Source organism: Microbacterium luteum, from assembly GCF_015277875.1.
GTDB lineage: Bacteria > Actinomycetota > Actinomycetes > Actinomycetales > Microbacteriaceae > Microbacterium > Microbacterium luteum.
This window is the reverse complement of sequence record NZ_CP063814.1, coordinates 464,465-486,544: the sequence shown is the minus strand read 5'-3', so window position 1 is coordinate 486,544 and position 22,080 is coordinate 464,465. Positions and strand designations below refer to the sequence as shown.

Below are 22,080 nucleotides of genomic sequence, written 5' to 3'. Positions count from 1 at the left end.
TCTTCCGGTCCGGTGCGATCCGTCAGTCACCCTCGTCGTCGACCGAGGCGGCCGCGGACGGTGACGGTGGGGTGACGACGGGGATCTCGGTGGTGCGCGAATGCACGAGCATGCTGAGCGAGGCCGCGACCGAGTGATCGACCTCCGGGTCGGGAAGGTCGTGCTCGCGCAGCACGATGAGCGCCTTCGGCTGCAGCGGGATGCGCGAACCGGGATCGAGCGGGTCGGTGTTGGCCCACTCCCCCGCCGTGTCGACCATGACATCCCACTCCGGCCCGTAGCGCGGGGCCGGGATCTTGAAGTCGACGGGCTCGTCGCCGGCGTTGAACAGCACGATGAAGTGCCGGTCGGTGATCTCCTCGCCCCACTTGTCGCGCTCGCGGATGCCGCGACCGTTGAGGAAGATCCCGATCGTGCGGCCGAACCCGGACTCCCAGTCCTCCGGCTGCATGAGCGTGCCGTCGGGCCGCAGCCACACCACATCGGGAATGGGCCGACCCTCTTCCATCTTCACCGGGCGTCCGTCGAAGAAGCGTGTGCGCCGGAAGGTGGGATGGTCCTTGCGCAGGCGCGCGAGCGCAGCGGTGAACTCGACCAGCGGCTGGTCGACGGCATCCCAGTCGATCCAGGTGAGCTCGTTGTCCTGGGCGTAGCCGTTGTTGTTGCCGAACTGCGTGCGGCCGAGCTCGTCGCCGTGCGAGAGCATCGGCACGCCCTGGCTCAGCATCATCGTGGCGATGAAGTTGCGCTGCTGCTGGGCGCGCAGCGTGAGGATCTCCGGGTCGTCGGTCGGGCCCTCGACGCCGTGGTTGTAGGACCGGTTGTGCGATTCGCCGTCTCGGTTGTCTTCGCCGTTGGCCTCGTTGTGCTTGTCGTTGTACGACACGAGGTCGCGCAGCGTGAAGCCGTCGTGAGCGGTGACGAAGTTGATCGACGCGACCGGCGCGCGCCCGGACCGCTCATACAGGTCGCTGGAGCCGGTCAGGCGCGAGGCGAACTCGCCCAGGGCCTGCGGCTCGCCGCGCCAGAAGTCGCGCACGGTGTCGCGGTACTTGCCGTTCCACTCGGTCCACTGCGGCGGGAAGTTGCCGACCTGGTAGCCGCCGGGGCCGACGTCCCACGGCTCGGCGATGAGCTTCACCTGCGAGACCACCGGGTCCTGCTGCACCATCTCGAAGAAGGTCGAGAGGCGGTCGACATCGTAGAACTCGCGCGCGAGCGTGGAGGCAAGATCGAAGCGGAAGCCGTCGACGTGCATCTCCAGCACCCAGTAGCGCAGCGAATCCATGATCAGCTGCAGCGAGTGGGGGTTGCCGACGTTCATGCTGTTGCCGGTGCCGGTGTAGTCGGTGTAGTAGCGCTTGTCGTTCTGCTCGAGCCGGTAGTACGCCTCGTTGTCGATGCCGCGCATCGACAGGGTCGGGCCCAGGTGGTTGCCCTCCGCGGTGTGGTTGTAGACCACATCCAGGATGACCTCGATGCCCGCCTCGTGCAGCGAGCGCACCATCGCCTTGAACTCCTGCACCTGCTGGCCGTTGACGCCCGTCGAGGCGTAGCCGTGATGGGGAGCGAAGAAGCCGATGGTGTTGTAACCCCAGTAGTTCGACAGCCCCTTCTCCTGCAGGGTCGAGTCGTTGACGAACTGGTGCACCGGCATGAGCTCGATCGCGGTCACGCTGAGCTTCTGCAGGTGGTCGATGACCGCGGGATGCGCCACCCCGGCGTAGGTTCCCCGCATCTCCTCCGGCACCGACGGGTGCAGCTGCGTCAGCCCCTTCACGTGCGCCTCGTAGATGAACGTCTCGTGCAGCGGCGTCTTCGGCGACCGGTCACCCTGCCAGTCGAAGAAGGGGTTGATGACGACGCCCTTCATCATGTCGGCCGCCGAGTCGTCGTCGTTGCGCGAGTCCGGGTCGCCGAAGGTGTAGCTGAAGACGGACTGTCCCCACTTCACCCGACCGTCGACGGCCTTGGCGTACGGATCGAGCAGGAGCTTGTTGGGGTTGTAGCGCTGCCCGTTGGCCGGATCGTACGGGCCGTGAACACGGTAGCCGTAGCGCTGCCCGGGCTGCACGTTCGGCAGGTACGCGTGCCAGACGAACGCGTCGACGTCGAGCAGCTCGACGCACGTCTCGGTGCCGTCGTCGTCGAACAGGCACAGTTCGACTTTGTCGGCACCTTCGCTGAACAGCGCGAAGTTCGTGCCGTTACCGTCGAATGTCGCACCCAGCGGATATGCGGATCCGGGCCATGTCTGCACGAAAAACCACCTCGAGTTCGGGAGTTCAACCCTAGAGGATGCGTGCGTCGCGAACGGGTCCTCCCGGAGTCGGCCTCTCGTCGCTATGATGCCCCGCGCGGCGGGTCGGCCAGGAGCCCGATCCGTTCGTCGAGGTAGCCGGCCAGCGGCACGAATCCGGCCGCTGCGCTCCACCGCACGTGCGGCTTACCGCCGATCATCGCCAGCGGACCCGACGACCCACCGGCATCCACCGCGGCGAGGTCGAGCACCCGCCAGCCGACGTGCACGGCGATGCCCTCCTCGAAGCCGCCGCGGAAGGCCGCCGCCTGAAGCGCGGCGCGGTCCCGCTGCGACTCGGCGGTGAATCCGCGCCGTGCCTCCTCGCGGGAGCGCACGATCTCGCCGGTGGCCGAGACGTGCTCGTCGGCGACCAGCAGCACCCCCAGGTGCCACGCCTGATCACGGGGCGCGATCCGCGGGGCACGGCGCACCCCGAGCACGCGACGCGGTTCGACGAGCTCGCCGAGCTGTTCGCGCGGCAGTCCCGCGAGCCGGTCGCGGGCGTCGGCGAACAGGGCGCTGGTGCTCACGCCATGTCGTCCAGGGTCGGGGCGATCCGCGCAGCCCGCTCGCCGCGCAGCCGCATCGCGATGAGCGGGAACAGCAGCACCGACAGCATGCCGCCGCCGACGAGGAGCGCGGCGTGCACCGTCGTCAAGAGGCCCTCATCCAGTCCGATGGCGGTGACGGCGACGATGATCGGAAGGCCCGTGGCACCCATGAACGCCATCGCGAGGCGATCCTTGCCGGTCGAGCCGACGGGCGCGGCGAGCATCGACGGCAGACCGCGGATGACGAAGAGCGCGAGGAGCACGACGGGCAGGCCGAGGAAGAGGATCGGGTCGGCCAGCAGCGCCTGGAGGTCGAAGGTGACACCGGTGTAGAGAAAGAAGATCGGCACGAGGAAGCCGAAAGCGACCGCCTCCACCTTGCTCTCGACCGCTTCTCGATCGGCCTCGTCGGCGTCGCGCATGATGAGGCGCCACACGATGCCGGCGGCGAACGCCCCCAGCAGGAAGTCCAGATCCAGCAGCACGCTGACCGAGATGAGACCGCCGAGGATCAGCAGGATCACCCGGATCGCGAACTGTCCCGACGTGTGCAGCGTCGCGCTGACCGCCTGGTGCATCGCGCCGTGCGGGATGCGGAAGGCCAGCCAGATCGCCCCACCCGCCACGAGCATGAACAGCAGCAGCACCAGGGTCGACAGGCCGATGTCGCGGCTGCCGAGGAACAGCGAGATGGCGATCAGCGGTCCGAACTCGCCGAGCGCGCCGACCGCGCCGACCGCCTGACCGAACGGCGACTTCAGCTCCCCCGCATCCCGCAGCACCGGCAGGAGCGTGCCGAGCGCGGTCGACGACAGCGCGATGCCGATCACCACGGCGGCCTCCCACGGGGTGAGCACGAGGGCGGCGAAGACCCCGGCGCCGAGGCTGAGAATCCATCCGAGGCTCGCCCGGCGGCCCAGACGCCCGCGGAAGGCGGCGAACTCGATCTCGGTGCCGGCCACGAAGAACAGCATCGCGAGGCCGAAGTCGCTCATGAGCTCGATGAACGCGGACTCCCCGACCCAGCCGAGCACGGCCGGTCCGATGAGGATGCCGAGCAGCAGCTCGAACACGACGACCGGCACCCGCACCCAGCGGCCGAGACCCCGCGCGAACAGCGGCGCCAGCACCGCCAGCAGCGGGATGATCACCAGGGTCTGCGGCTGAAGGTCGTCCACGGCCTCACCCTAGCGAGTCACCCGCCCTTCGCCGCGTGCCCGCGCGCTTCAGGCGCCGAGCACCGGAGCGTGGCGGAGGATCGGAGGGCGGGCGGGGCGCGGTGCGTCCGACTCTTCCACGGCACCACGGACCTCCCCGGACCCTCGGATCTCCCCGGACCCTCTGATTTCACGGTGCAGGCGTTCCATGCGCGTGTCGAGCTCGGCGGCCGTGTCCGCGGCATCCTTCAGATCATCGAGCAGCTCCGCGGGGACGCGGCGGTCGTACTTGTAGTAGATCTTGTGCTCCAGGCTCGCCCAGAAGTCCATGGCGATGGTGCGGAACTGCACCTCGACGGGAACGTCGATGCGCCCGGTGGAGAGGAAGACCGGCACCTGGAGGATGGCGTGGAGGCTCTTGTATCCGTTCGCCTTGGGTTCGGCGATGTAGTCCTTCACGTGCAGCACGGTGATGTCGTCCTGCGCGGCGAGCAGGTCGAACAGCCGATAAGCGTCAGTCACGAAGCTGCACGTGATGCGCACGCCGGCGATGTCGGTGATGTGCTCGCGGACCGAGGCGAAGTCCTGCGGGATCTCGCGGCGCCGGATCTTCTCGACCAGGCTGTCGGGCGACTTCACGCGACTCGAGACGTGCTCGATGGGGTTGTAATCGTGCAGCTGCAGGAATTCGTCGCGCAGAATGGCGATCTTCGTCTCGATCTCCTGCATGCCGAAGCGGTACTCCATGAGGAACTGCTGGAACTCGTCCCTCGCCGTGCGGAGTTCGGACGGACTCAGCAGCACGGGGAGGTCGTCGGAGTCGGCCGCTGCGGATCGGGGCGTCGCCATGCCCTCACCGTAGGGGCGCCGACTACGAGAGTTCTGGGAAGGACCGACGAGCCTTCTCTGCCGCGGCGGTCGCCTTTCGCGCCGCGGCAGTCGCCGCGCGAAGCTCCGCCTCGAGGTCGGCGAGGGTGCGGGCGGCGTCCGTCTCGTCCTGCTCGAGACGCGCGATGTCGCGACGCAGATCATCGAGGCGCTCGCGCACGTGATCGAGCTTCTGCTGAGCGCGATCGCGCCGTTCGGTGAGCTTCGCCTCTTCGCGGTCGGCGTCGGCAGCCGCCCTCTCGGCCTCGCGGGCCGCCTTCTCCGCGGCCTTGCGCGCACGGCGGTCGGCGAGATCGTCGCGGGGAGGCTTCGCAGCCGCACCGGGAATCGAGCCTCCGACAGCATCGGCGAGCTCGACGGAGCCGAACCCGGTCGCCTCCAACGGCCGCACGAGCCGCGCGGTGCTGACCGCCGCGGCGGCGGCGGCATCCATCACGGCGGCATTGAGGGTCTTCTGCACGTCGTCGCGTGCGGCGGCGCTCACGGAAACGCCGGCGTCTTCGGCGAGCGCGACCGCCTGCGCGGTGAGGGCGGTGACGAGCTGCCTGCGCTGCTTGCCGAGGCGGGACAGCTCCGCGGCGTCGAGGTCGTCCTGCGCCTCGCGGAGGGCGGCGGCCAGCTCGAGCGCCTCGCCGAGATCTCCCTCGCGGGAGAGCAGATCGACCGCCCACGCGGCGACGGTGGGCTTACGCAGCGCCTTGATGCGGCGGCCGGCCTCCCCGCCCGCGGCGGCCGCCCGCGCGTTTCGGGCCGCAGTGAAGGCGTCGGGCGGCAGGGCGTACAGCTCCGCCGCGACCTCGTCGATCTCGTCGTGCGGCACGGCCCCATTGTGCCCGGTTGGCACACGCCACGGCCGGAACGCTCGCCTTCCCCGGTGAACAACACAGGAGATTCCGGCCACACTGCTGTGTTCCCGGCCGAGAGAGGCGCGGCGGCGGCCGATCTCCTGTGTTGTCGACGCGTCAGTCGGCGAAGATCTTCCCGACGGCCTCGCGCTTCTCGGCCTGGAAGGCGTCTTCGGCGCGTCCGTGCGCCCAGTAGGCCGACACCGACATCTCCTGCCGGCCGATCCCCCACTCGCCGTGGAAGATCGCGCCGAGACGCTTGATCGCCGTGCGCTCGCCGTGCGCGAAGACGTCGACGGCCCCGTCGGGTCGGGCCATGGCCTCGACCGCGGCGACGAGGAGCGTGCCGGGGTGCGCCGAACCGCTCGGACCAGCGCGGTGCAGCCAGCGCACGTCGACGCCGGCGGGGGCGGTCAGCGGCAGCTGCGACTGCTCGTCGTCGACCTCGACGATCACCACGCCGCGCGCGTCGGAGCGAAGGGCCTCGACCGCGCGCGAGATCGCGGGGAGGGCCGAGTCGTCACCGACGATCACGTGGGTGACGTCGCCGTCGGCCGGCGCGTATCCGCCGCCCGGAAGCGACAGCGACAGGCGGTCGCCGGGGCGCGCCGCGGACGCCCAGGGCCCGGCGAGACCCTCATCGCCGTGCACCACGAAGTCGATGGCGATCGTTCGCGCCGCCTCGTCGACGTCACGGATCGTGTAGGTGCGGCGAGACGGCACGTCCTCGCGGGGCAGCTCCGCCCGCAGCGCCTCGAGGTCGTAGGGAGGCGTGAGCCCGAGCGAGGGCTTGGCCAGCAGCAGCTTCGCGTAGGTGTCGGTGCACGCCAGCTTGTCCGGATCGGCCTCGGCGATGAACTCGTCGAAGCCCTCGCCGCCGAGATGCACGCGCACGAGGTGAGGCGTGAGCGGTTCGCTCCGCACCACCTCCAGCACGATCTGCTTTCCGCGGCGGCGCGGGACGGACGGGCGGGCGGAATCGGATTCAGCGGGAGTCATCGGCACCACACTATGCCCCGGAACACCGCCGTACGATGGGAAACCCTCTCCCATCGTCGTCGACCAGGAGGCATCCGTGAAAGCGCTCATCGCCAGCGGCAGCGGTCACTACGCCGATCCGTGGCACCCCTTCCCGGAGACCACTCCGGAGCTGTCGGCGATCCTCACGGACGCCGGATTCGACGTCTCCGTCGACGACGATGTCGATCGGGCGATGACCCACCTCGAGGGCGTGGACCTGCTGGTCGTGAACGCCGGCGACCCGTGGCGCGGCGAGGGCGGGCAGCCCGCGTCAGCGGCATCCATCGACGGTTTCACGCAGGCACTCGACCGCGGAATCGGCATGCTGGCGCTGCATTGCGCGGTGGCGTCGATGCGGGACTACCCGCACTGGGCGGCGGCGGTCGGCGGCATGTGGGTGCCGGAGCTGTCGTGGCATCCGCCGATCGGCGACGTTCGGGTGCGGATGCTGTCGCTTCCCGACGGCGGCGAGGTGCACGACTTCGACGTGTACGACGAGCGCTACTCCCGCCTGCAGGCGATAGGCGAGCGCCACGTCGTGGCGGAGTTCGACGTGGACGGGGAACGGATGCCGGCGGCGTGGGTGCGCACGCATGCCGCGAGCCGGGTCGCCGTCGACGTGCTCGGCCACGACGCCCGCTCCTACTCCTCCACCGGCCACCGGGACCTCGTCGCGCGGCTGGCCCGCTGGTCCACCGCCTAGCTCTCACCCGAGGGCATAGAAGCGCCAGAGGCCGAACTCGGGGACGATGATCTCGACATCGTCCCAACCAGCCGCGCGTGCATACCCGCGAAGGGTGTCGGGGCGCATCACGGTGCCCGTGCCGGCGCTTCCGGGATGACTCAGTCCATCCGGAAGGCACACGAACAGGCTGAACCCGTAGAGGAGGCGCTCGAGGTCGCCGGCCTCGGGGGAGAAGGTCTCCGCGGCCGCCTCGTCCATGATGACGACCGCACCGCCCGGGGCGACGGCCTCACGAGCGGCGGACAGCACGTCGACCGGGTGCGGCATATCGTGCAGGCATTCGAAGGCGAAGATGACATCGAACGGGCCGTGAGCGGCCAGATCGGCGGCATCGGCCCTCTGAAAGCGAACCCGATCGCCCAGCCCCGCCTCGGCAGCGTTCTCTCGTGCCATCTCGACCGACGCGTCGTCCACGTCGAAGCCGTCGAAGGTCGCCTCCGGGTAGGAACGCGCAAGCGCCAGCGAAGACCAGCCCGCCCCTGATCCGATGTCAGCGACCCGGGCACCGGGGCGCGAGAGCAGCGCGTGCAGCCCATCGACGGAGCGGATCACCTCAGGCAGAGCGTCGAACCAGGGCCGGTTCATATCGGCCTGCGACTGACGCGCATGGTCGCCGAACTCCTCCCAGCTCACCCCGGAGCCCGAGCGGTAGGCCTCGACGAGCCGCGGCATCTGAGCACCGGAGGCGGCGAGCATGCGAGCCAGCGGCTCGAGATACGACAAGCTCCCGCGATTGGTGAGCACTTCCGCGGCCCCCGGCGCGAGCCGCACACGAGGTCCTGCCGGGTCGTCCACCTCGAGGATGCCCGCCGCGCTCTGCTGCTCGAGCCACTCCTGGGCATATCGGCGACTCGTCCCGGTCCCCACGGCGAGCTCCTCGGCATCCATCGGCCCCGCCTTCGCGAGAGCGTCGTACCACCCGGCTTGCGAACCGAGGTGGATCGCCATCAGGTCGACCCACCCCAGGGCCGCCGCCATCACCTTCTCCGCGAACGCATCGACCTCCGATGAGACGCTGCGCTCATCCTTCACCGCTGTGGACATGGTGTCCTCCTGTCATCGAGACCATTGATGCGTCGAATCTAGAAGCGTCGGTACCCACCCCTCATCGGCAGAATCATGCAGTTCCGCGCCCGTCTGCATGATCCCCGGGCACGGCGTCAGCGATGCTCGTGCCACCAAGCGGCCGCGGCCGTGCGCGAGCTCACGCCGAGTTTCAGGTAGATGTTCGCGAGGTGCCGGCCCACGGTCTTCTCGCTGATGAAGAGCTCCCCGGCGATGTCGCGATTGGCCGCTCCCCGCGCGGCGAGTGCGAGGATCTCGGCCTCCCGCACCGTGAGCGGAGCGGGAGGCCCCGACGTCTCCGGTGCGAGCAGGGAGGCGATCGGCCGGGCCCCGATCTCCGCGACGATCGCTTCCGCATCCGCCCTGGCCTGCGCTCCCGCGACATCGCCCGTCGCTGCGTGGACATCGGCGATCCATGTCAGCACGTGCGCCTGTTCCCACCGCAGTCGCAGGCGCCGGAACAGGTGGAGCGCCTCGTGGAGTGACGCCAGGGCCTCCGTCGGGCGCCCCCGGGCGAGAAGAACCATCCCGCGCGCATGCGCCGACCATGCGCGGAATCCCTCCGTGCCGTATTCGCGCGCCGTGCGCTCGAGCTCGTCGGCCAGGTCATCGGCAGTGGATGCGTCTCGACGCGCCAGCGCGATCTGAACACCCGCGCGCAAGAGCCGTGTGCGCGCGAGCCGGTCCCGGCCGGCGAGGGACGCGGACAGCGATGCCCATGCCGGTTCGACGCGGCCCTCGCTGAGCTCCAGCAGCGCCTCCCCGGGGGAGGGGTCGATACCCGCCGCGCGGGACAGCGCGAACGCGCGCCTGGCTCCCTCGCCGTCGCCGCGCAGGCGACGCAGTTCACCGAGTGCGTACCACCCCTCGCCCGCCACCCACGGATCCGTGCGCTCGAGCACCGCACATGCGCGCTCGAGCGCGTCCTCGGCGCCCGCCCAGTCCCCTTCGGCCGACTGGAGCTCGAGCCGGTGCACGCGGCAGACCCCGGCGTACACCGCATCGGCGCCGTAGTCGGCGCTCCACCGTTCCGTCGCGCGCGTCCAGTCCGCCATGCGCCCGAAGTCGGCGAGCTCGTGACAGGTGTGGATGGTGGTGCACAGCATGTCCCCGGCCCACTCCGGCTCGATCTCCCCCGACGTGACCGACAGCATCGCCTCGTCGAGGTGAGCGAACCCGGACTCCGGATCACCGCGACGCAGGTCATGCATCCCGGCCACGACAGCGGCGAGAGCCGAGACGCCTGCGACGTCGTCATCGCCGACGAGATCGATGAGCGCGGCCAGCCTCGCCACGCTGCCGGTCGACCACGGCTCGCCGTCGTCGTACATGCCCAGACTCGCATCGAGGTACGCCAGGTAGGCGTGCTCCATGCGCGGCGGCACGTCCTCCAGCAGCCGAGCCGCGCGCCGCGACCACGCCGTTCCCACTGTCACCTCGCCGCGGGTGATGCGCAGCAGCGCGAGAGTCAGCGCGGTGTGCGCCGCGCCGATGGCATCCTGTGCGGCGCGCTGATTCCGAAACGTCTCGTCGAGAAGATCGATGCAGTCCTCGCACTGACCGAGCCACCACTGGCTCGACGCGAGCGCACGCAGATCCGCCGCGCCGAGGGCGTCATCGGCGCGGGCGGCGGCGAACGCGTCGCGCGCGCGCCGCCACTCGCGACGCGCGAACGCCTGACGGGCGTCGGTGAGAACGGCGCTCGTGTCCGTCATGGCCGAATGGTACCGCCGTCGGCCGGTCCGCGCTCGAACGGCCGAACCGCATCCACATCACGAGCATCAGACCCATCGTCACGAGATAGAAGCCGTGCAGGAACCACACCGGTCCCACGGGCAGACTCAGCACGTAGACCGTATGGACGAGGTTCGCGACGTTGCCCACCGCGAGGGACGCGGCGCTGTAGGAGCGCATATCGCGCGAGCGGATCGCCTTGAACACCATCGGCAGATGGGCACACGCGAACAGCACGGTCGACACCGTGCCCGAGATCATCGCGAGGTCCATGGTCCCGACGGTAGGAGCGCCGGATGCGTCCCGGCATCGGGTGATGCGTGTATCCCGTCGACGGCGCCTACACGATCCACTCCGCGGGGTGACAGCCGCGGGAGGGGTGGCGCCCGAACGCCCGCCCGGTCAGACTTCCGCGACGCGAGCAGCCTGGCGCGCAGCGCCGAGCGCTACGTACTCCCCCGGCGGCGGCACCTCCACCGGCAGACCCAGGATCCCGGGCGCGATCGCCTGCACCGCGGGGGACTGCGCCGCGCCACCGATGAGGAGGGCCCGCTCGAGCGGAACATCCAGGGCGCGCAACGCGTCGAGTCCCGCGCCGAGGCCGGCGAGCATGCCCTCCACCGCCGCCCGGGCGAGGTTCTCCCGCGTCGTCGAGGCGAGGGTCATGCCGGTGAGGGATGCGGTCGCGTCCGGCAGGTTCGGGGTTCGCTCGCCCTCGAAGTACGGCAGCAGCGTCAGTCCGCCGGCGCCGGACTCCGCGGCCAGAGCGAGGTCGCTCAACTCCGCGTGATCGACGCCGAGCAGCCGGGCGATCGCATCCAGAACCCGTGCGGCGTTGAGGGTCACCACGATCGGCAGGAAGCCGCCGTCTGCGTCGGCGAAGCCCGCGACGGTCCCCGAGGAGTCGACGGTGCGCGAGGCGCTGACGGCGAAGACCGTGCCGGAGGTGCCGATCGAGACGACGACATCCCCGGTGGCCGCGCCCACCCCGAGGGCGGCACCGGCGTTGTCACCGGCCCCCGGAGCGACGCGGCGGCCGCCCTCGTCGGTGACCCATTCGGCCGGACCGAGCACGCGAGGCAGCACGGCGTCGTGGCCGAGGGCCGAGACGAACAGGTCGCGGTCGTAGCCGTCGACGCCCGGCGCCCACGCGTCGGGGCTCCAGTACCCGGTGCCGGACGCATCCGAGCGGTCGGTCACGAGCTCGTCGAGCACCGGGCCCCGCGCCGATTCCCCGGCGGGCCCGAACCCGCGCAGGCGCCACGTGAGCCAGTCGTGCGGCAACGCGACGGCGGCGACGCGGGCGGCATTGTCCGGCTCGGCGTCGCGCAGCCACCGCAGCTTCGTGATCGTGAACGATGCGACCGGCACGAGCCCCGTGCGCTCGGCGAGCGAATCGGCGCCGAACTCGTCGATGAGCGCCTCGGCGGCATCCGCCGAACGCGTGTCGTTCCACAGCAGCGCATCACGGATGACCCGGCCCTCGGCGTCGAGGGCGACCATGCCGTGCTGCTGCCCACCGATGCTCCATGCATCCACGTCGCCCATGCCGCCGGCGGCGACGATCGCCTCTCGCAGGGCGTCCCACCACGCGGCGGGATCCACTTCCGTGCCATCCGGGTGGGCCGCTCGCCCCTCGCGCACGACGGCGCCGGTGTCGGCATCCACCACCACGACCTTGCACGACTGTGTCGACGAGTCGACCCCCATCACAAGCGCCATCGCTGCTCCATCTCCGTCTTCATCGCCCCACTACCAACGCCCAACGCCATCCTGTGTCCCACCGCCATCCTGTGTCCCAACGCCATCCAATGTCCCAATTTCTGTTGTTCTCGCAGGCCTTGGCGACAGAAATTGGGACACACCCCGGGGTGCAGAGGTGAAGGGGCACCCCCTTGGGAGAAGGGCCCCCTGGGGAAGGGACACCCCCTGGGAAAGGGACACCCCCTGGGAAAGGGGGCCCCTTGGGGAAGGGACACCCCTTGGGGGTGTCAGCCGCGGGCGCCCATCAGGTGCTCGGTCGCCAGCTGCTGCAACCGGACGAACCCGAAGCCCTTGCCGTCGAGATAAGCCGAGGCGTCGAAGTCCTCGTAGGCCGAGCGGTCTGCGAGGAGGTCGTCGTAGGTCTCGCCCGCGTTCAGCGTGGGCTGCGACAGCTCGGCGACCTTCGCGTCCTGGAGCGCGGCCTGCACCTCGGGGTCGGCGCGGAAGGCGGCGGCGCGCTCCTTCAGCAGCAGATAGGTGCGCATGTTCGCGGCCGCGGAGTCCCAGACGCCGGTCTCGTCCTCGGTGCGGCTGGGCTTGTAGTCGAAGTGGCGCGGCCCGTCGTAGGCCGGGCCCCCGTTCACGCCGCCGTTCTCGAGCAGGTCGACGAGCGAGAAGGCGTTGTGCAGGTCGCCGTGACCGAAGACGAGGTCCTGGTCGTACTTGATGCCCCGCTGCCCGTTGAGATCGATGTGGTAGAGCTTGCCGTGGTACAGCGCCTGCGCGATGCCGGCGGTGAAGTTCAGACCCGCCATCTGCTCGTGGCCGACCTCGGGGTTCAGGCCGACGAGCTCGGGCCGCTCGAGCGACTCGATGAAGGCCAGCGCGTGACCGACCGTGGGCAGCAGGATGTCGCCGCGCGGCTCATTGGGCTTGGGCTCGATCGCGAAGCGGATGTCGTAGCCCTTGTCGGTGACGTAGTCGCCGAGGAGGTTGACGGCCTCGCGGTAGCGCTCCAGCGCGGCGCGCACATCCTTCGCGGTGTCGTACTCGGCGCCCTCGCGGCCGCCCCACATGACGAAGGTCTTCGCGCCGAGCTCGGCGGCCAGGTCCAGGTTGCGCAGCACCTTGCGCAGGGCGAAGCGACGCACCTGACGGTCGTTGGAGGTGAAGCCGCCGTCCTTGAACACCGGAGCGGAGAAGAGGTTGGTGGTGACCATCGGGATGGTCAGCCCGGTCGCTTCCAGCGCGCCCTTCAGCCGGTCGATCTGCGCCTGCCGCTCGGCATCGGTGGAGCCGAAGGCGAACAGGTCGTCGTCGTGGAAGGTCATGCCGTAGGCGCCGAGCTCAGCGAGCTTCTCCACGGCGTGCACGACGTCGAGCGGGCCACGAGTCGGGCCGCCGAAGGGGTCGGTGCCGTTGTAGCCGATGGTCCAGAGGCCGAAGGTGAACTTGTCGGCAGGAGTGGGGGTGGGCATGTCGTCTCCACGTCGAGTGAGGTAAATGTTGCGTGTCACAACGTATATCACCCGTGCCCGCGGGTCAACGTCTGGCGCGCCTGTCGAGGCGGCTAGGCTCATCGACATGCTGAGCGCCGTGTCGACCGTCGAGGACATGCGCCGCGGCAACCTCGCCCGGTTCCTCGAGCTCGTGCACCGTGAACGCGCCCTGTCCCGCTCCCAGCTGACGACCGCGACGGGCCTGAACCGCTCCACCGTGGCCGCCCTGGCCGCGGAGCTCGTCGACCTCGGACTCGTCGTCGAACGCGCTCCCGACCCCACGAAGCGGGTCGGGCGCCCGTCGCCCGTCGTCGCCGCGAGCCCCGACGTCATGGTGCTCGCCGCCAACCCCGAGGTCGATGCCCTGACCCTCGCCGCCGTCGCCCTCGACGGCACCGTCGTCGCACGCGAGCGCATCGACGCGCTCGACCTCCCCACGCCCGATGCGACGGTCGACCAGCTCGCCGAGGCCCTCGACCGCTGGGGCGACGGCGACCTGTCCGGCGCGCGCTTCGTCGGGGTGGGCGTCGCGACGCCGGGTCTCGTGCGCGCCTCCGACGGGGTGGTGCGCCACGCCCCGCACCTGCGCTGGCGGGATGTGCCGCTGCGCGCGCTGGTCGAAGAGGCAACGGGTCTTCCCACGGCCGTGGACAACGACGCCACGCTCGGCGCGATCGCCGAGCACCGCTTCGGCGCGGGTGTGGGTGTGGATCACCTCGTCTACCTCAACGGCGGCGCCTCGGGCATCGGCGGCGGAGTGATCGTGGCCGGGATGCCCCTCGGCGGCGCCTCGGGCTACGCCGGCGAGTTCGGCCAGAATCGCCCGGGCATCGCCTCGGCGACCCATCGCCGCGCCGACGACGGCGTGCTCGAAGACGAGGTGAGCCGGGCGCGACTGCTCGCCGCGGCACGCCTCCCCTCCGCCGACGACCCGACCCTCGCCGCAGCCCTCGCCGCCTCGTCCGAGGTGGATGTGCGCGACGAGATCGCGCGCCAGCGCGGCATCCTCGCGACCGCCCTCGGAAACGCCGTCAACGTCTTGAACCCCTCGGTGGTGATCCTCGGCGGATTCCTCGCGACGCTGGCCGACAGCGACCCGGCCGCGCTCGATGAGGCGATGCGCGCGCAGTGCATGCCGGCCGCGGCCGACGACGTCGAGATCCGCACCGCGGCCCTTGCCGAGGATCGCCTGTTGATCGGCGCCGCCGAGGCAGCCTTCGCCCCGCTCCTGGCCGACCCCGCGGGGGTCGCGTCGACGAGGTGACATCGTGAGCGAAGACCCCCGTGAGAATGCCGCGCGCTACCGCACGCAGAAGTGGGCGCGCGAGCAGGGGATCTCGGGCGAGCGCGAGCGCGAGAGCGAGAGCACCGAGTCCACGCCGGAGACAGCCGAGTCCGCGCCGGAGACTTGCGCTGCCACGCCGACGGCTTCGGATCGGGCGGCCTTCGTCGAGGTCGCCATCCAGCAGGCGATCCGTCGCGGCGACTTCGACGACCTCCCCGGCGCCGGCAAGCCGCTCGACCTCGGACGCCCGAACGATCCGGACTGGTGGATCCGCCGCAAGATCGAGTCGGAGCGGCTGACCGGCCTCGGGCCGCCGGCGATCATGCTGCGCGTCGAAGACCTCGAGCTCGAGGACCGCCTCGACGCGATCGGGTCGGAGCAGAATGTGCGCGAGCACCTCGAGGACTTCAACCGCCGCGTGCGGCATGCCCGGATGCAGCTGCTCGGCGGGCCGCCGGTGGTCACGGCGCTCCGCGACGTCGACGCGGAGGTGGGCCGTTGGCGGGAGCGCCGCGCCGCTCGGGCGGAGGCATCCGCACGCGCCGCATCCGCTCCGCCCCGTCGTCGCCGCTGGTGGCGCCGCCGCTGACGCCGGCTCGACGGGCGGGGGTCAGCGCGCCGGCGGAGCGGTGGTGGCGCGGGCCACGAGGCGGGTCGGAAGCCGCAGGTGCGTGGCCTCGGGCGCGCTCCCGGACATGAGCGCCAGCACGAGGCGCGCCGCCTCCCCGCCGAGCCGCTGCATGGGCTGCCGCACGGTCGTGAGGGCGGGCGAGCGCTGCGACGCGTCGGGGATGTCGTCGAACCCCACCACGGAGAGGTCGCCCGGGATGCTGAGCCCGAGTTCCGCGGCGACCTCGGTGACGGCGATCGCCGAGACGTCGTTGGCCGCGAAGATCGCCGTCGGCCGGTCGCGACGCTGCAGCAGCGCCGCCGCGACGCCCCGGACCGTGTCCTCCTCGTAGCTACCCTCACCGACGAGCGACGGATCGAACGGCAGCTGCGCATCGGCGAGCGCGCGACGGTAGCCGGCATCGCGTGCGATCGACGAGCGGAGGTCGGGGCGTCCCGCGACGAACGCGATGCGCCGGTGGCCGAGCTCCACCAGGTGCCGCACCGCCTCCTGGGCGCCGCGGAAGCTGTCGGATTCCACCGTCGGCAGATCGGCGGGTCCGGTGTGCGGATCGATGGCGACCACCGGCACCTCGGCGGAGATGTTGGTCACCGTGGGAGTGACGATGATCGCCCCGTCGATGAGGGTTCCGCTCAGCCGGCTGAGTGAGCGCCGCTCCCATCCCTCGCCGCCGGCGTGCCGCGCCCCGCTGTACGCGAGCACGTCGAAGGGACCGTCCCGGAGCGCCGCCCCGACACCCTTGAGCACCTCAGCGCTGAAGGGCTCGAAGTCGGCGACGAGCACGCCGATCACGCCCGTCGTGCGCGCGCGCATGCTGCTGGCGACGAGGCTCGTCTCGTATCCCAGTCGGCGGACGACCTCGAGCACCCGATCGGCGGTGGCGGCCTTCACGCCGTAGCGACCGTTGATCGCCTTCGACACCGTGGCCACCGACACCCCCGCCTCGCGGGCGACGTCGTGGATGGTCGGACGGCGGCTCACACGGGCGAGCTTACCCAGATGGAAAATGATTTCGAAAACGTTTGACACTTTTTATCGTCGGTCACAACATGGTCCCGCACCCATCCCGCGCCCCCACTGGCGGAGGCGCCCTCAACGAAGAGAGACAGGAATCACATGAACGCGAAGAGAGTCCTCGCGGGTACCGCGGCACTCGCCCTGGGAGCGGTCACGCTCGCGGCGTGCAGCGGCGACGACGGCGGATCCGCCGACGGCACCACCACCCTCACCCTGTGGCACAACTCCACGACCGGTCCCGGTCAGGAGTACTGGGAGAACGCGGCCGCGGCCTTCGAAGAGGCCAACCCGGGCGTCACCATCGAGATCCAGGCGGTGCAGAACGAAGACCTCGACGGCAAGCTGCAGACCGCCCTCAACGCCGGCGACCCGCCCGACCTCTTCCTCCAGCGCGGCGGCGGCAAGATGACCGCGATGGTCAACGCCGGCCAGCTGATGGATCTCACCGACCGCATCTCTGATGAGGTCCGCGCGGAGATCCCGGAGGGATCCTTCGCCGCCGAGACCTACCAGGACTCGGTCTGGGCGATGCCGCTGTCGGTGCTGCCGGGAGGATTCTGGTACAGCGAGGATACCTTCGCCGCGGCCGGCATCGAATCGACGCCCGAGACCATCGACGACCTCGAGGACGCGGTCGAGCAGCTGCAGCAGACCGACATCGCGCCGATCGCGCTCGGCGGCAAGGACGCCTGGCCCGCCGCGCACTGGTACTACTTCTTCGCCCTCCGCGAGTGCAGCCCCGAGGTCATCGAGGCGACAGGAGACAGCAAGGACTTCAGCGACGAGTGCTGGCTGCGCGCGGCCGAGGACCTCGAGTCCTTCGCCGCGATCGACCCCTTCAACGAGGGATTCCTCACCACCGCCGCGCAGCAGGCCGCCGGCAGCTCCGCAGGTCTGATCGCCAACCGGCAGGCGGCGATGGAGCTCATGGGCGCCTGGAACCCCGGGGTCATCGCCTCGCTCACGCCGGACGAGCAGCCCCTGCCCGACCTGGCATGGTTCCCCTTCCCCGAGATCGAGGGCGGCGACGGTGAGCCCGGCTCGATGATGGGCGGGGTCGACGGCTACTCGTGCTCGGCTCAGGCCCCGGACGAGTGCGCCGACTTCCTCAATTTCATCGCCGGTGCCGAGCAGCAGGAGCTGTACTACGAGGCGTATCAGTCCCCGCCGGTGAACACCGTCGCGCAGGAAGCGGTGACGGAGGAGTACCTGCAGCAGATCCTGGAGGCCTACAACAGCGCGCCGTTCGTGTCGCAGTGGCTGGACACCGTGCTCGGTCAGAACGTCGGCAACGCGCTGAACGTCGCGGTCGTCGACATGCTGGCGGGCAACAGCTCGCCCGAGCAGTTCATCGACACCGTCAACACCGCCGGCGCTCAGGGCTGATCATGTCGCTTCGCGAGATGTCCGCCGTCGAGGCCGATCTCGCGCAGGCCGACGGGGACGGCAGCACGCCGCCCCCGTCGGCCCCACGCGCGGGCGGGCGACGCCGCGGCCTCAGCTGGGCCGGGCGCATCGAGGTGCTGCTGCTGGCGGGCCCGGCGGTGGTCTTCTTCGCCGGGTTCGTGCTGCTGCCGGTCGCGATGGCCGCGTACTACGGCTTCTTCCGCTGGTCGGGCTTCGGCCCCGCGACCGACTTCGTGGGCCTGCAGAACTACGTCACGATCTTCAGCGACCCGAATTTCCAGGCCGCGCTCGGGCACAACGCGTTCATCGTCGTGATGTCGCTCGTCCTGCAGGGACCGGTCGCCTTCCTCCTGGCCCTGCTGCTCAATCGCCGGATGCGCGGTCAGTCCGTCATCCGGGTGCTCATCTTCGTGCCCTACGTGATCGCGGAGGTCGTCGTCGGCACCGGGTTCAGCCTCATGCTCGCCACGAACGGCGCCGCCAACGCCGCTCTGGAGAACCTCGGGCTCGGATTCCTCGCGCAGGACTGGCTGGCCGACCCGCAGATCGCGATCTGGACGCTGATGGCCATCCTCACCTGGAAGTACATCGGCTTCGCCGTGATCCTCTTCCTCGCGGGTCTGCAGAGCATCCCCGAGGAGCTCTACGAGGCGGCGGCGATCGACGGCGCCTCGTACTGGCAGATCCAGCGCCGCATCACCCTCCCGCTGCTCGGGCCGACCGTGCGCATCTGGGCTTTCCTGTCGATCATCGGAGCCCTGCAGCTGTTCGATCTCGTGTACATCATCTGGGGCCAGTACGTCTCGTCGGTCGCGGGCACCAACACGATGGCGATCTACATGGTCGCCACCGGCCGGAACGCCGGCAACTTCGGATACGGCAACGCCGTCGCCGTCGTCATCTTCGCCATCTCGCTGATCGTCGCCCTGGTCTATCAGCGCTGGGTGCTGCGCCGGGACACCGCGGGCGCGATCACGGAAAGGGGTGCCGCGTGAGCACCATGGCCATCACAACGCGCGTACCCGGCCGCCGGGGCCGCAGCGCGCGCGCCTCGCTGCCGTGGGGCCCGCCCTCCGTGTACTTCATCGCGCTCCTCGTGATCGCGCTCATGCTCGGTCCCGTCGCGTACATCATCATCGGCGGCTTCCGGTCCAACTCGCAGATCACGGTCGACCCGGCCGGCTTCCCCTCGCCGTGGCAGCTGGAGAACTACCTCAGCGTGATCTCGAGCGGCCTGTTCTGGAACCAGGTCCTCAACTCCACGATCGTCGCCGTGGTCACCACGGTCGGAGCCGTCGGGCTCGGCCTCATGGCCAGCTACGTCATCGCGCGCTACAGCTTCCGGGGCCGCGGATTCCTCTACGCCCTGTTCGCCGCGGGCCTGATGTTCCCCATCACCGTGGCCATCACGCCGCTGTACATCGTGGTGCGAAACCTGGGTCTGATGAACACCCTGCCGGGCGTCATCCTCCCCCAGATCGCGTTCGCCCTGCCGGTGACGATCATCATCCTCGTGCCGTTCCTCCGGGCGATTCCGGATGAGATCCAGGAGGCGGCCTACATCGACGGATGCGGCCGGCTGTCGTTCTTCTGGCGCATGGTGCTGCCGCTGTCGGTTCCCGGTGTGATCACCGTCGGGATCCTGGCCTTCATCAACAGCTGGAACGCCTACCTGCTGCCGCTGTTCATCCTGAACAATGAGGCGGCTTTCACCCTCCCCCTCGGCGTGCAGGCGTTCTCGTCGCAGTACTCCGTCGACACGGCCCGCGTGCTGGCGTTCACCTCGCTGTCGATGCTGCCGGCGCTGCTGTTCTTCAGCCTGTTCGAACGACGCATCGTCGGCGGCCTCACCGGCGCCGTCAAGGGCTGATCCCCGACCCCGCGCCCGACGCGAGAGAGAAGTCATCGTGTTCTCACCCGACACCGCCCTGCCCACGACCTCGGCCCGTGTGGAAGGGCTGCTGGCCCGCATGAGTCTCGACGAGAAGCTCGCGCAGCTCGTCGGCTACTGGGTCGACAAGGGCGGCGAGGTCGTCGCCCCCATGGCCGGCGAGATGGGCAACAGCGGCCCCTACGACGAGGCGACGGTGCACGGCATCGGCCATCTCACCCGCGTGTACGGCACGCGACCGGTCGACCCCGTCGACCGCGCGGCGTGGCTCTGGGACGAGCAGCGCCGGCTGGTGCGCGAGACACGGCTGGGAATCCCCGCCATCGTGCACGAGGAGTGCTTGACCGGGCTCGCGGCGTGGAAGGCGGCAACGTTCCCGACGCCATTGGCATGGGGGGCCGCGTTCGACCCCGACCTCACCGCCGAGATGGCGGAGGTGATCGGATCGTCGCTGCGGCAGCTCGGCATCCACCAGGGCCTCGCTCCCGTGCTCGACGTCGTCGTCGATCCACGGTGGGGGCGCGTCGACGAGTGCATCGCGGAAGATCCGTATGTGGTCGGCACGATCGGCACGGCCTACGTGCAGGGACTGCAGCGAGCCGGCGTGCACGCCACGCTGAAGCACTTCGCGGGCTACTCCGCCTCGCGCGCCGGTCGCAACCACGCCCCCGTGCACGCCGGGCCGCGCTTTCTCGCCGACACCGTGCTTCCGCCGTTCGAGATGGCGGTGCGCACCGGGGGCGTGCGCTCGGTGATGAACTCCTATGCCGAGATCGACGGGATGCCGGTCGCGGCCGACCCGGACCTGCTCACCGGCGTACTCCGCGAGCAGTGGGGCTTCGACGGCACTGTCGTCGCCGACTACTTCGCCGTCGCCTTCCTCCACACGATGCACGGCCTCGCCGCAGACCTCGGCGAGGCTGCGGCGCTCGCGCTGCAAGCAGGGATCGACGTGGAGCTGCCCACGGGCGACGCATTCCTCGGTCCCCTGCGGGAGCGCCTCGGGACGCATCCCGACGAGCTCGCTCTGGTCGATCGCGCGGTCCGGCGCGTGCTGGCGCAGAAGGAGGAGCTCGGGCTGCTCGACGCCGCATTCGACGACCCGCCCACCACCGTCGATCTCGACAGCCCCGCGCACCGGGAGCTCGCCCGTCGCACCGCGGAGGAGTCGATCGTGCTGCTGAGCAATGACGGCACGCTGCCGCTGTCGCCGGACGGTGGCAGCATCGCCGTGATCGGCCCGAACGCCGACGCGCCAGACGCGCTGATGGGCTGCTATTCGTTCGCCAACCACGTGCTGGCGCACCACCCGGACACCCCGCTGGGGTTCGACATCCCGTCGGTGCTCGCGTCGCTGATTCGGGAGCTGCCGCAGGCGACGATCATGCGCGCAGCCGGCTGCGAGGTCGAGGGCGACGACGCGTCGGGAATCGCCGACGCGGCCGCCGCGGCATCCGCGGCCCGGGTCGCCGTGGTCGTCGTCGGCGACCGCGCGGGCCTCTTCGGTCGCGGCACGGTCGGCGAGGGCAACGACGTCGATGATCTCGAGCTGCCGGGCGTGCAGCGCCGCCTCGTGGAGGAGGTCGCCGCCACCGGCACGCCGACCGTCGTCGTGGTGCTCTCGGGGCGCCCGTACGCGATCGGATGGATGCGCGAGCGCACCGCCGCCGTCGTACAGGCGTTCTTCCCCGGCGAGGAGGGCGGCACCGCCATCGCCGGCGTGCTGTCGGGCCGGGTGAACCCGTCGGGGCACCTGCCGGTGTCGCTCCCCCGTTCGGCCGGCTCGCAGCCGTACAGCTATCTGCATCCGGTCCTGGGCGGGCCCACCGAGATCACGAGCGCCGACAACACCCCCGCCTTCCCCTTCGGTCACGGCCTGTCCTACACGGCCTTCCGCCGGAGCGGTCTCGTGGCCGCGGATGCACCGACCGACGGCGCGCTGACCGTCACCGTCTCGATCGAGAACATCGGCGAGCGCGCCGGAACCGACCTCGTGCAGGTGTACGCGCGCGACCTGTACGCGCAGGTGACGCGACCGGTGGCACAGCTGCTGGCGTATCGCCGCGTCGCCCTCGACCCGGGGGAGCGTGCCGAGGTGACCTTCGACGTGCCGGCGTCGCGCCTGGGCTTCACCGGACGGGCGGGATTCCGGATCGTCGAGCCGGGCGAGGTGGATGTGTGGGTCGGCCCGTCGTGCGCGACGCGCGACACCGAGGCCCGCATCCGACTGACCGGCGACGTGCACCGCGTGTCGGATGCACCGCCGCAGCCGGTCCCCTCCCGCGTGCGGCGCATCGCCCGCGTCCCCGCGGCCCCCACGCCGTGACCTTCGCCCCGGC

General features: G+C 70.5%; 19 protein-coding genes. 7 read left to right on the top strand and 12 right to left on the bottom strand.

The window, feature by feature from the left end; translation table 11 throughout:
• Nucleotides 1-22 precede the first annotated feature (22 nt).
• From glgX to IM777_RS02340, 6 genes are all read right to left on the bottom strand, one after another.
• Complete coding sequence (gene glgX, locus IM777_RS02365) at nucleotides 23-2,260, bottom strand: glycogen debranching protein GlgX (RefSeq protein ID WP_194384497.1); 2,238 nt, start codon at nucleotides 2,258-2,260, stop codon at nucleotides 23-25.
• An 83-nt stretch (nucleotides 2,261-2,343) separates the two neighbouring features.
• Nucleotides 2,344-2,832: a glutaminase gene (locus tag IM777_RS02360; RefSeq protein ID WP_194384496.1), complete on the bottom strand. Its 489-nt coding sequence runs from the start codon at nucleotides 2,830-2,832 to the stop codon at nucleotides 2,344-2,346.
• Nucleotides 2,829-4,031 (bottom strand): cation:proton antiporter, encoded by a 1,203-nt coding sequence (locus tag IM777_RS02355; RefSeq protein ID WP_071045061.1) that lies wholly within the window; start codon nucleotides 4,029-4,031, stop codon nucleotides 2,829-2,831. The genes IM777_RS02360 and IM777_RS02355 overlap by 4 nt, the downstream gene beginning before the upstream one ends.
• Before the next feature lie 48 nt (nucleotides 4,032-4,079).
• Complete coding sequence (locus IM777_RS02350; RefSeq protein WP_194384495.1) at nucleotides 4,080-4,859, bottom strand: GTP pyrophosphokinase; 780 nt, start codon at nucleotides 4,857-4,859, stop codon at nucleotides 4,080-4,082.
• 22 nt (nucleotides 4,860-4,881) lie between these two features.
• Entirely contained in the window at nucleotides 4,882-5,718 is an 837-nt protein-coding gene (locus IM777_RS02345) for a transposase (RefSeq protein ID WP_194384494.1), read from the bottom strand.
• Nucleotides 5,719-5,860: 142 nt separating this feature from the next.
• Nucleotides 5,861-6,742 (bottom strand): siderophore-interacting protein, encoded by an 882-nt coding sequence (locus IM777_RS02340; RefSeq protein WP_071045064.1) that lies wholly within the window; start codon nucleotides 6,740-6,742, stop codon nucleotides 5,861-5,863.
• A 76-nt stretch (nucleotides 6,743-6,818) separates the two neighbouring features.
• On the opposite strand from IM777_RS02340, the gene IM777_RS02335 reads away from it, so the two are divergent.
• The gene (locus IM777_RS02335) at nucleotides 6,819-7,466 is read left to right on the top strand and encodes a ThuA domain-containing protein (RefSeq protein ID WP_228480914.1); all 648 of its coding nucleotides are present in this window, start codon (nucleotides 6,819-6,821) and stop codon (nucleotides 7,464-7,466) included.
• A 3-nt stretch (nucleotides 7,467-7,469) separates the two neighbouring features.
• Here the strand turns inward: IM777_RS02335 and IM777_RS02330 are convergent, their stop codons facing one another.
• The 5 genes from IM777_RS02330 to xylA all read right to left on the bottom strand — a co-directional run bounded on the left by IM777_RS02330 (nucleotide 7,470) and on the right by xylA (nucleotide 13,489).
• Nucleotides 7,470-8,552: a class I SAM-dependent methyltransferase gene (locus tag IM777_RS02330; RefSeq protein ID WP_194384493.1), complete on the bottom strand. Its 1,083-nt coding sequence runs from the start codon at nucleotides 8,550-8,552 to the stop codon at nucleotides 7,470-7,472.
• 116 nt (nucleotides 8,553-8,668) lie between these two features.
• Nucleotides 8,669-10,288: a LuxR family transcriptional regulator gene (locus IM777_RS17385; protein ID WP_272872943.1), complete on the bottom strand. Its 1,620-nt coding sequence runs from the start codon at nucleotides 10,286-10,288 to the stop codon at nucleotides 8,669-8,671.
• On the bottom strand, nucleotides 10,188-10,580 hold the full coding sequence (locus tag IM777_RS02320; protein ID WP_194384492.1) for a hypothetical protein: 393 nt from the start codon (nucleotides 10,578-10,580) through the stop codon (nucleotides 10,188-10,190). Before IM777_RS02320 ends, IM777_RS17385 begins: the two co-directional genes overlap by 101 nt.
• 129 nt (nucleotides 10,581-10,709) lie before the next feature.
• The gene (locus IM777_RS02315) at nucleotides 10,710-12,029 is read right to left on the bottom strand and encodes a xylulokinase (protein ID WP_194384491.1); all 1,320 of its coding nucleotides are present in this window, start codon (nucleotides 12,027-12,029) and stop codon (nucleotides 10,710-10,712) included.
• A gap of 269 nt (nucleotides 12,030-12,298) precedes the next feature.
• Nucleotides 12,299-13,489 carry a xylose isomerase gene (gene xylA / locus IM777_RS02310; protein ID WP_194384490.1) on the bottom strand — a complete coding sequence of 397 codons (1,191 nt, stop codon included), beginning with the start codon at nucleotides 13,487-13,489 and terminating at the stop codon, nucleotides 12,299-12,301.
• A gap of 106 nt (nucleotides 13,490-13,595) precedes the next feature.
• Here xylA and IM777_RS02305 point away from each other — a divergent pair, with 106 nt between their 5' ends.
• Both IM777_RS02305 and IM777_RS02300 read left to right on the top strand, forming a co-directional pair.
• Nucleotides 13,596-14,774: an ROK family transcriptional regulator gene (locus IM777_RS02305; RefSeq protein WP_071045067.1), complete on the top strand. Its 1,179-nt coding sequence runs from the start codon at nucleotides 13,596-13,598 to the stop codon at nucleotides 14,772-14,774.
• 4 nt (nucleotides 14,775-14,778) lie between these two features.
• On the top strand, nucleotides 14,779-15,384 hold the full coding sequence (locus IM777_RS02300) for a DnaJ family domain-containing protein (RefSeq protein WP_194384489.1): 606 nt from the start codon (nucleotides 14,779-14,781) through the stop codon (nucleotides 15,382-15,384).
• 21 nt (nucleotides 15,385-15,405) lie between these two features.
• On the opposite strand, the gene IM777_RS02295 is transcribed toward IM777_RS02300, so the two are convergent.
• Nucleotides 15,406-16,407, bottom strand: a complete 1,002-nt coding sequence (locus IM777_RS02295) for a LacI family DNA-binding transcriptional regulator (protein WP_194384488.1) — start codon at nucleotides 16,405-16,407, stop codon at nucleotides 15,406-15,408.
• A 135-nt stretch (nucleotides 16,408-16,542) separates the two neighbouring features.
• On the opposite strand from IM777_RS02295, the gene IM777_RS02290 reads away from it, so the two are divergent.
• The 4 genes from IM777_RS02290 to IM777_RS02275 all read left to right on the top strand — a co-directional run bounded on the left by IM777_RS02290 (nucleotide 16,543) and on the right by IM777_RS02275 (nucleotide 22,067).
• Nucleotides 16,543-17,829, top strand: a complete 1,287-nt coding sequence (locus tag IM777_RS02290; RefSeq protein ID WP_194384487.1) for an ABC transporter substrate-binding protein — start codon at nucleotides 16,543-16,545, stop codon at nucleotides 17,827-17,829.
• Between the two features lie 2 nt (nucleotides 17,830-17,831).
• On the top strand, nucleotides 17,832-18,845 hold the full coding sequence (locus IM777_RS02285) for a carbohydrate ABC transporter permease (protein ID WP_194384486.1): 1,014 nt from the start codon (nucleotides 17,832-17,834) through the stop codon (nucleotides 18,843-18,845).
• Nucleotides 18,846-18,850: 5 nt separating this feature from the next.
• The gene (locus tag IM777_RS02280; protein WP_071045158.1) at nucleotides 18,851-19,720 is read left to right on the top strand and encodes a carbohydrate ABC transporter permease; all 870 of its coding nucleotides are present in this window, start codon (nucleotides 18,851-18,853) and stop codon (nucleotides 19,718-19,720) included.
• A 100-nt stretch (nucleotides 19,721-19,820) separates the two neighbouring features.
• Complete coding sequence (locus IM777_RS02275; RefSeq protein WP_194385408.1) at nucleotides 19,821-22,067, top strand: beta-xylosidase/alpha-l-arabinosidase; 2,247 nt, start codon at nucleotides 19,821-19,823, stop codon at nucleotides 22,065-22,067.
• Nucleotides 22,068-22,080 lie beyond the last annotated feature (13 nt).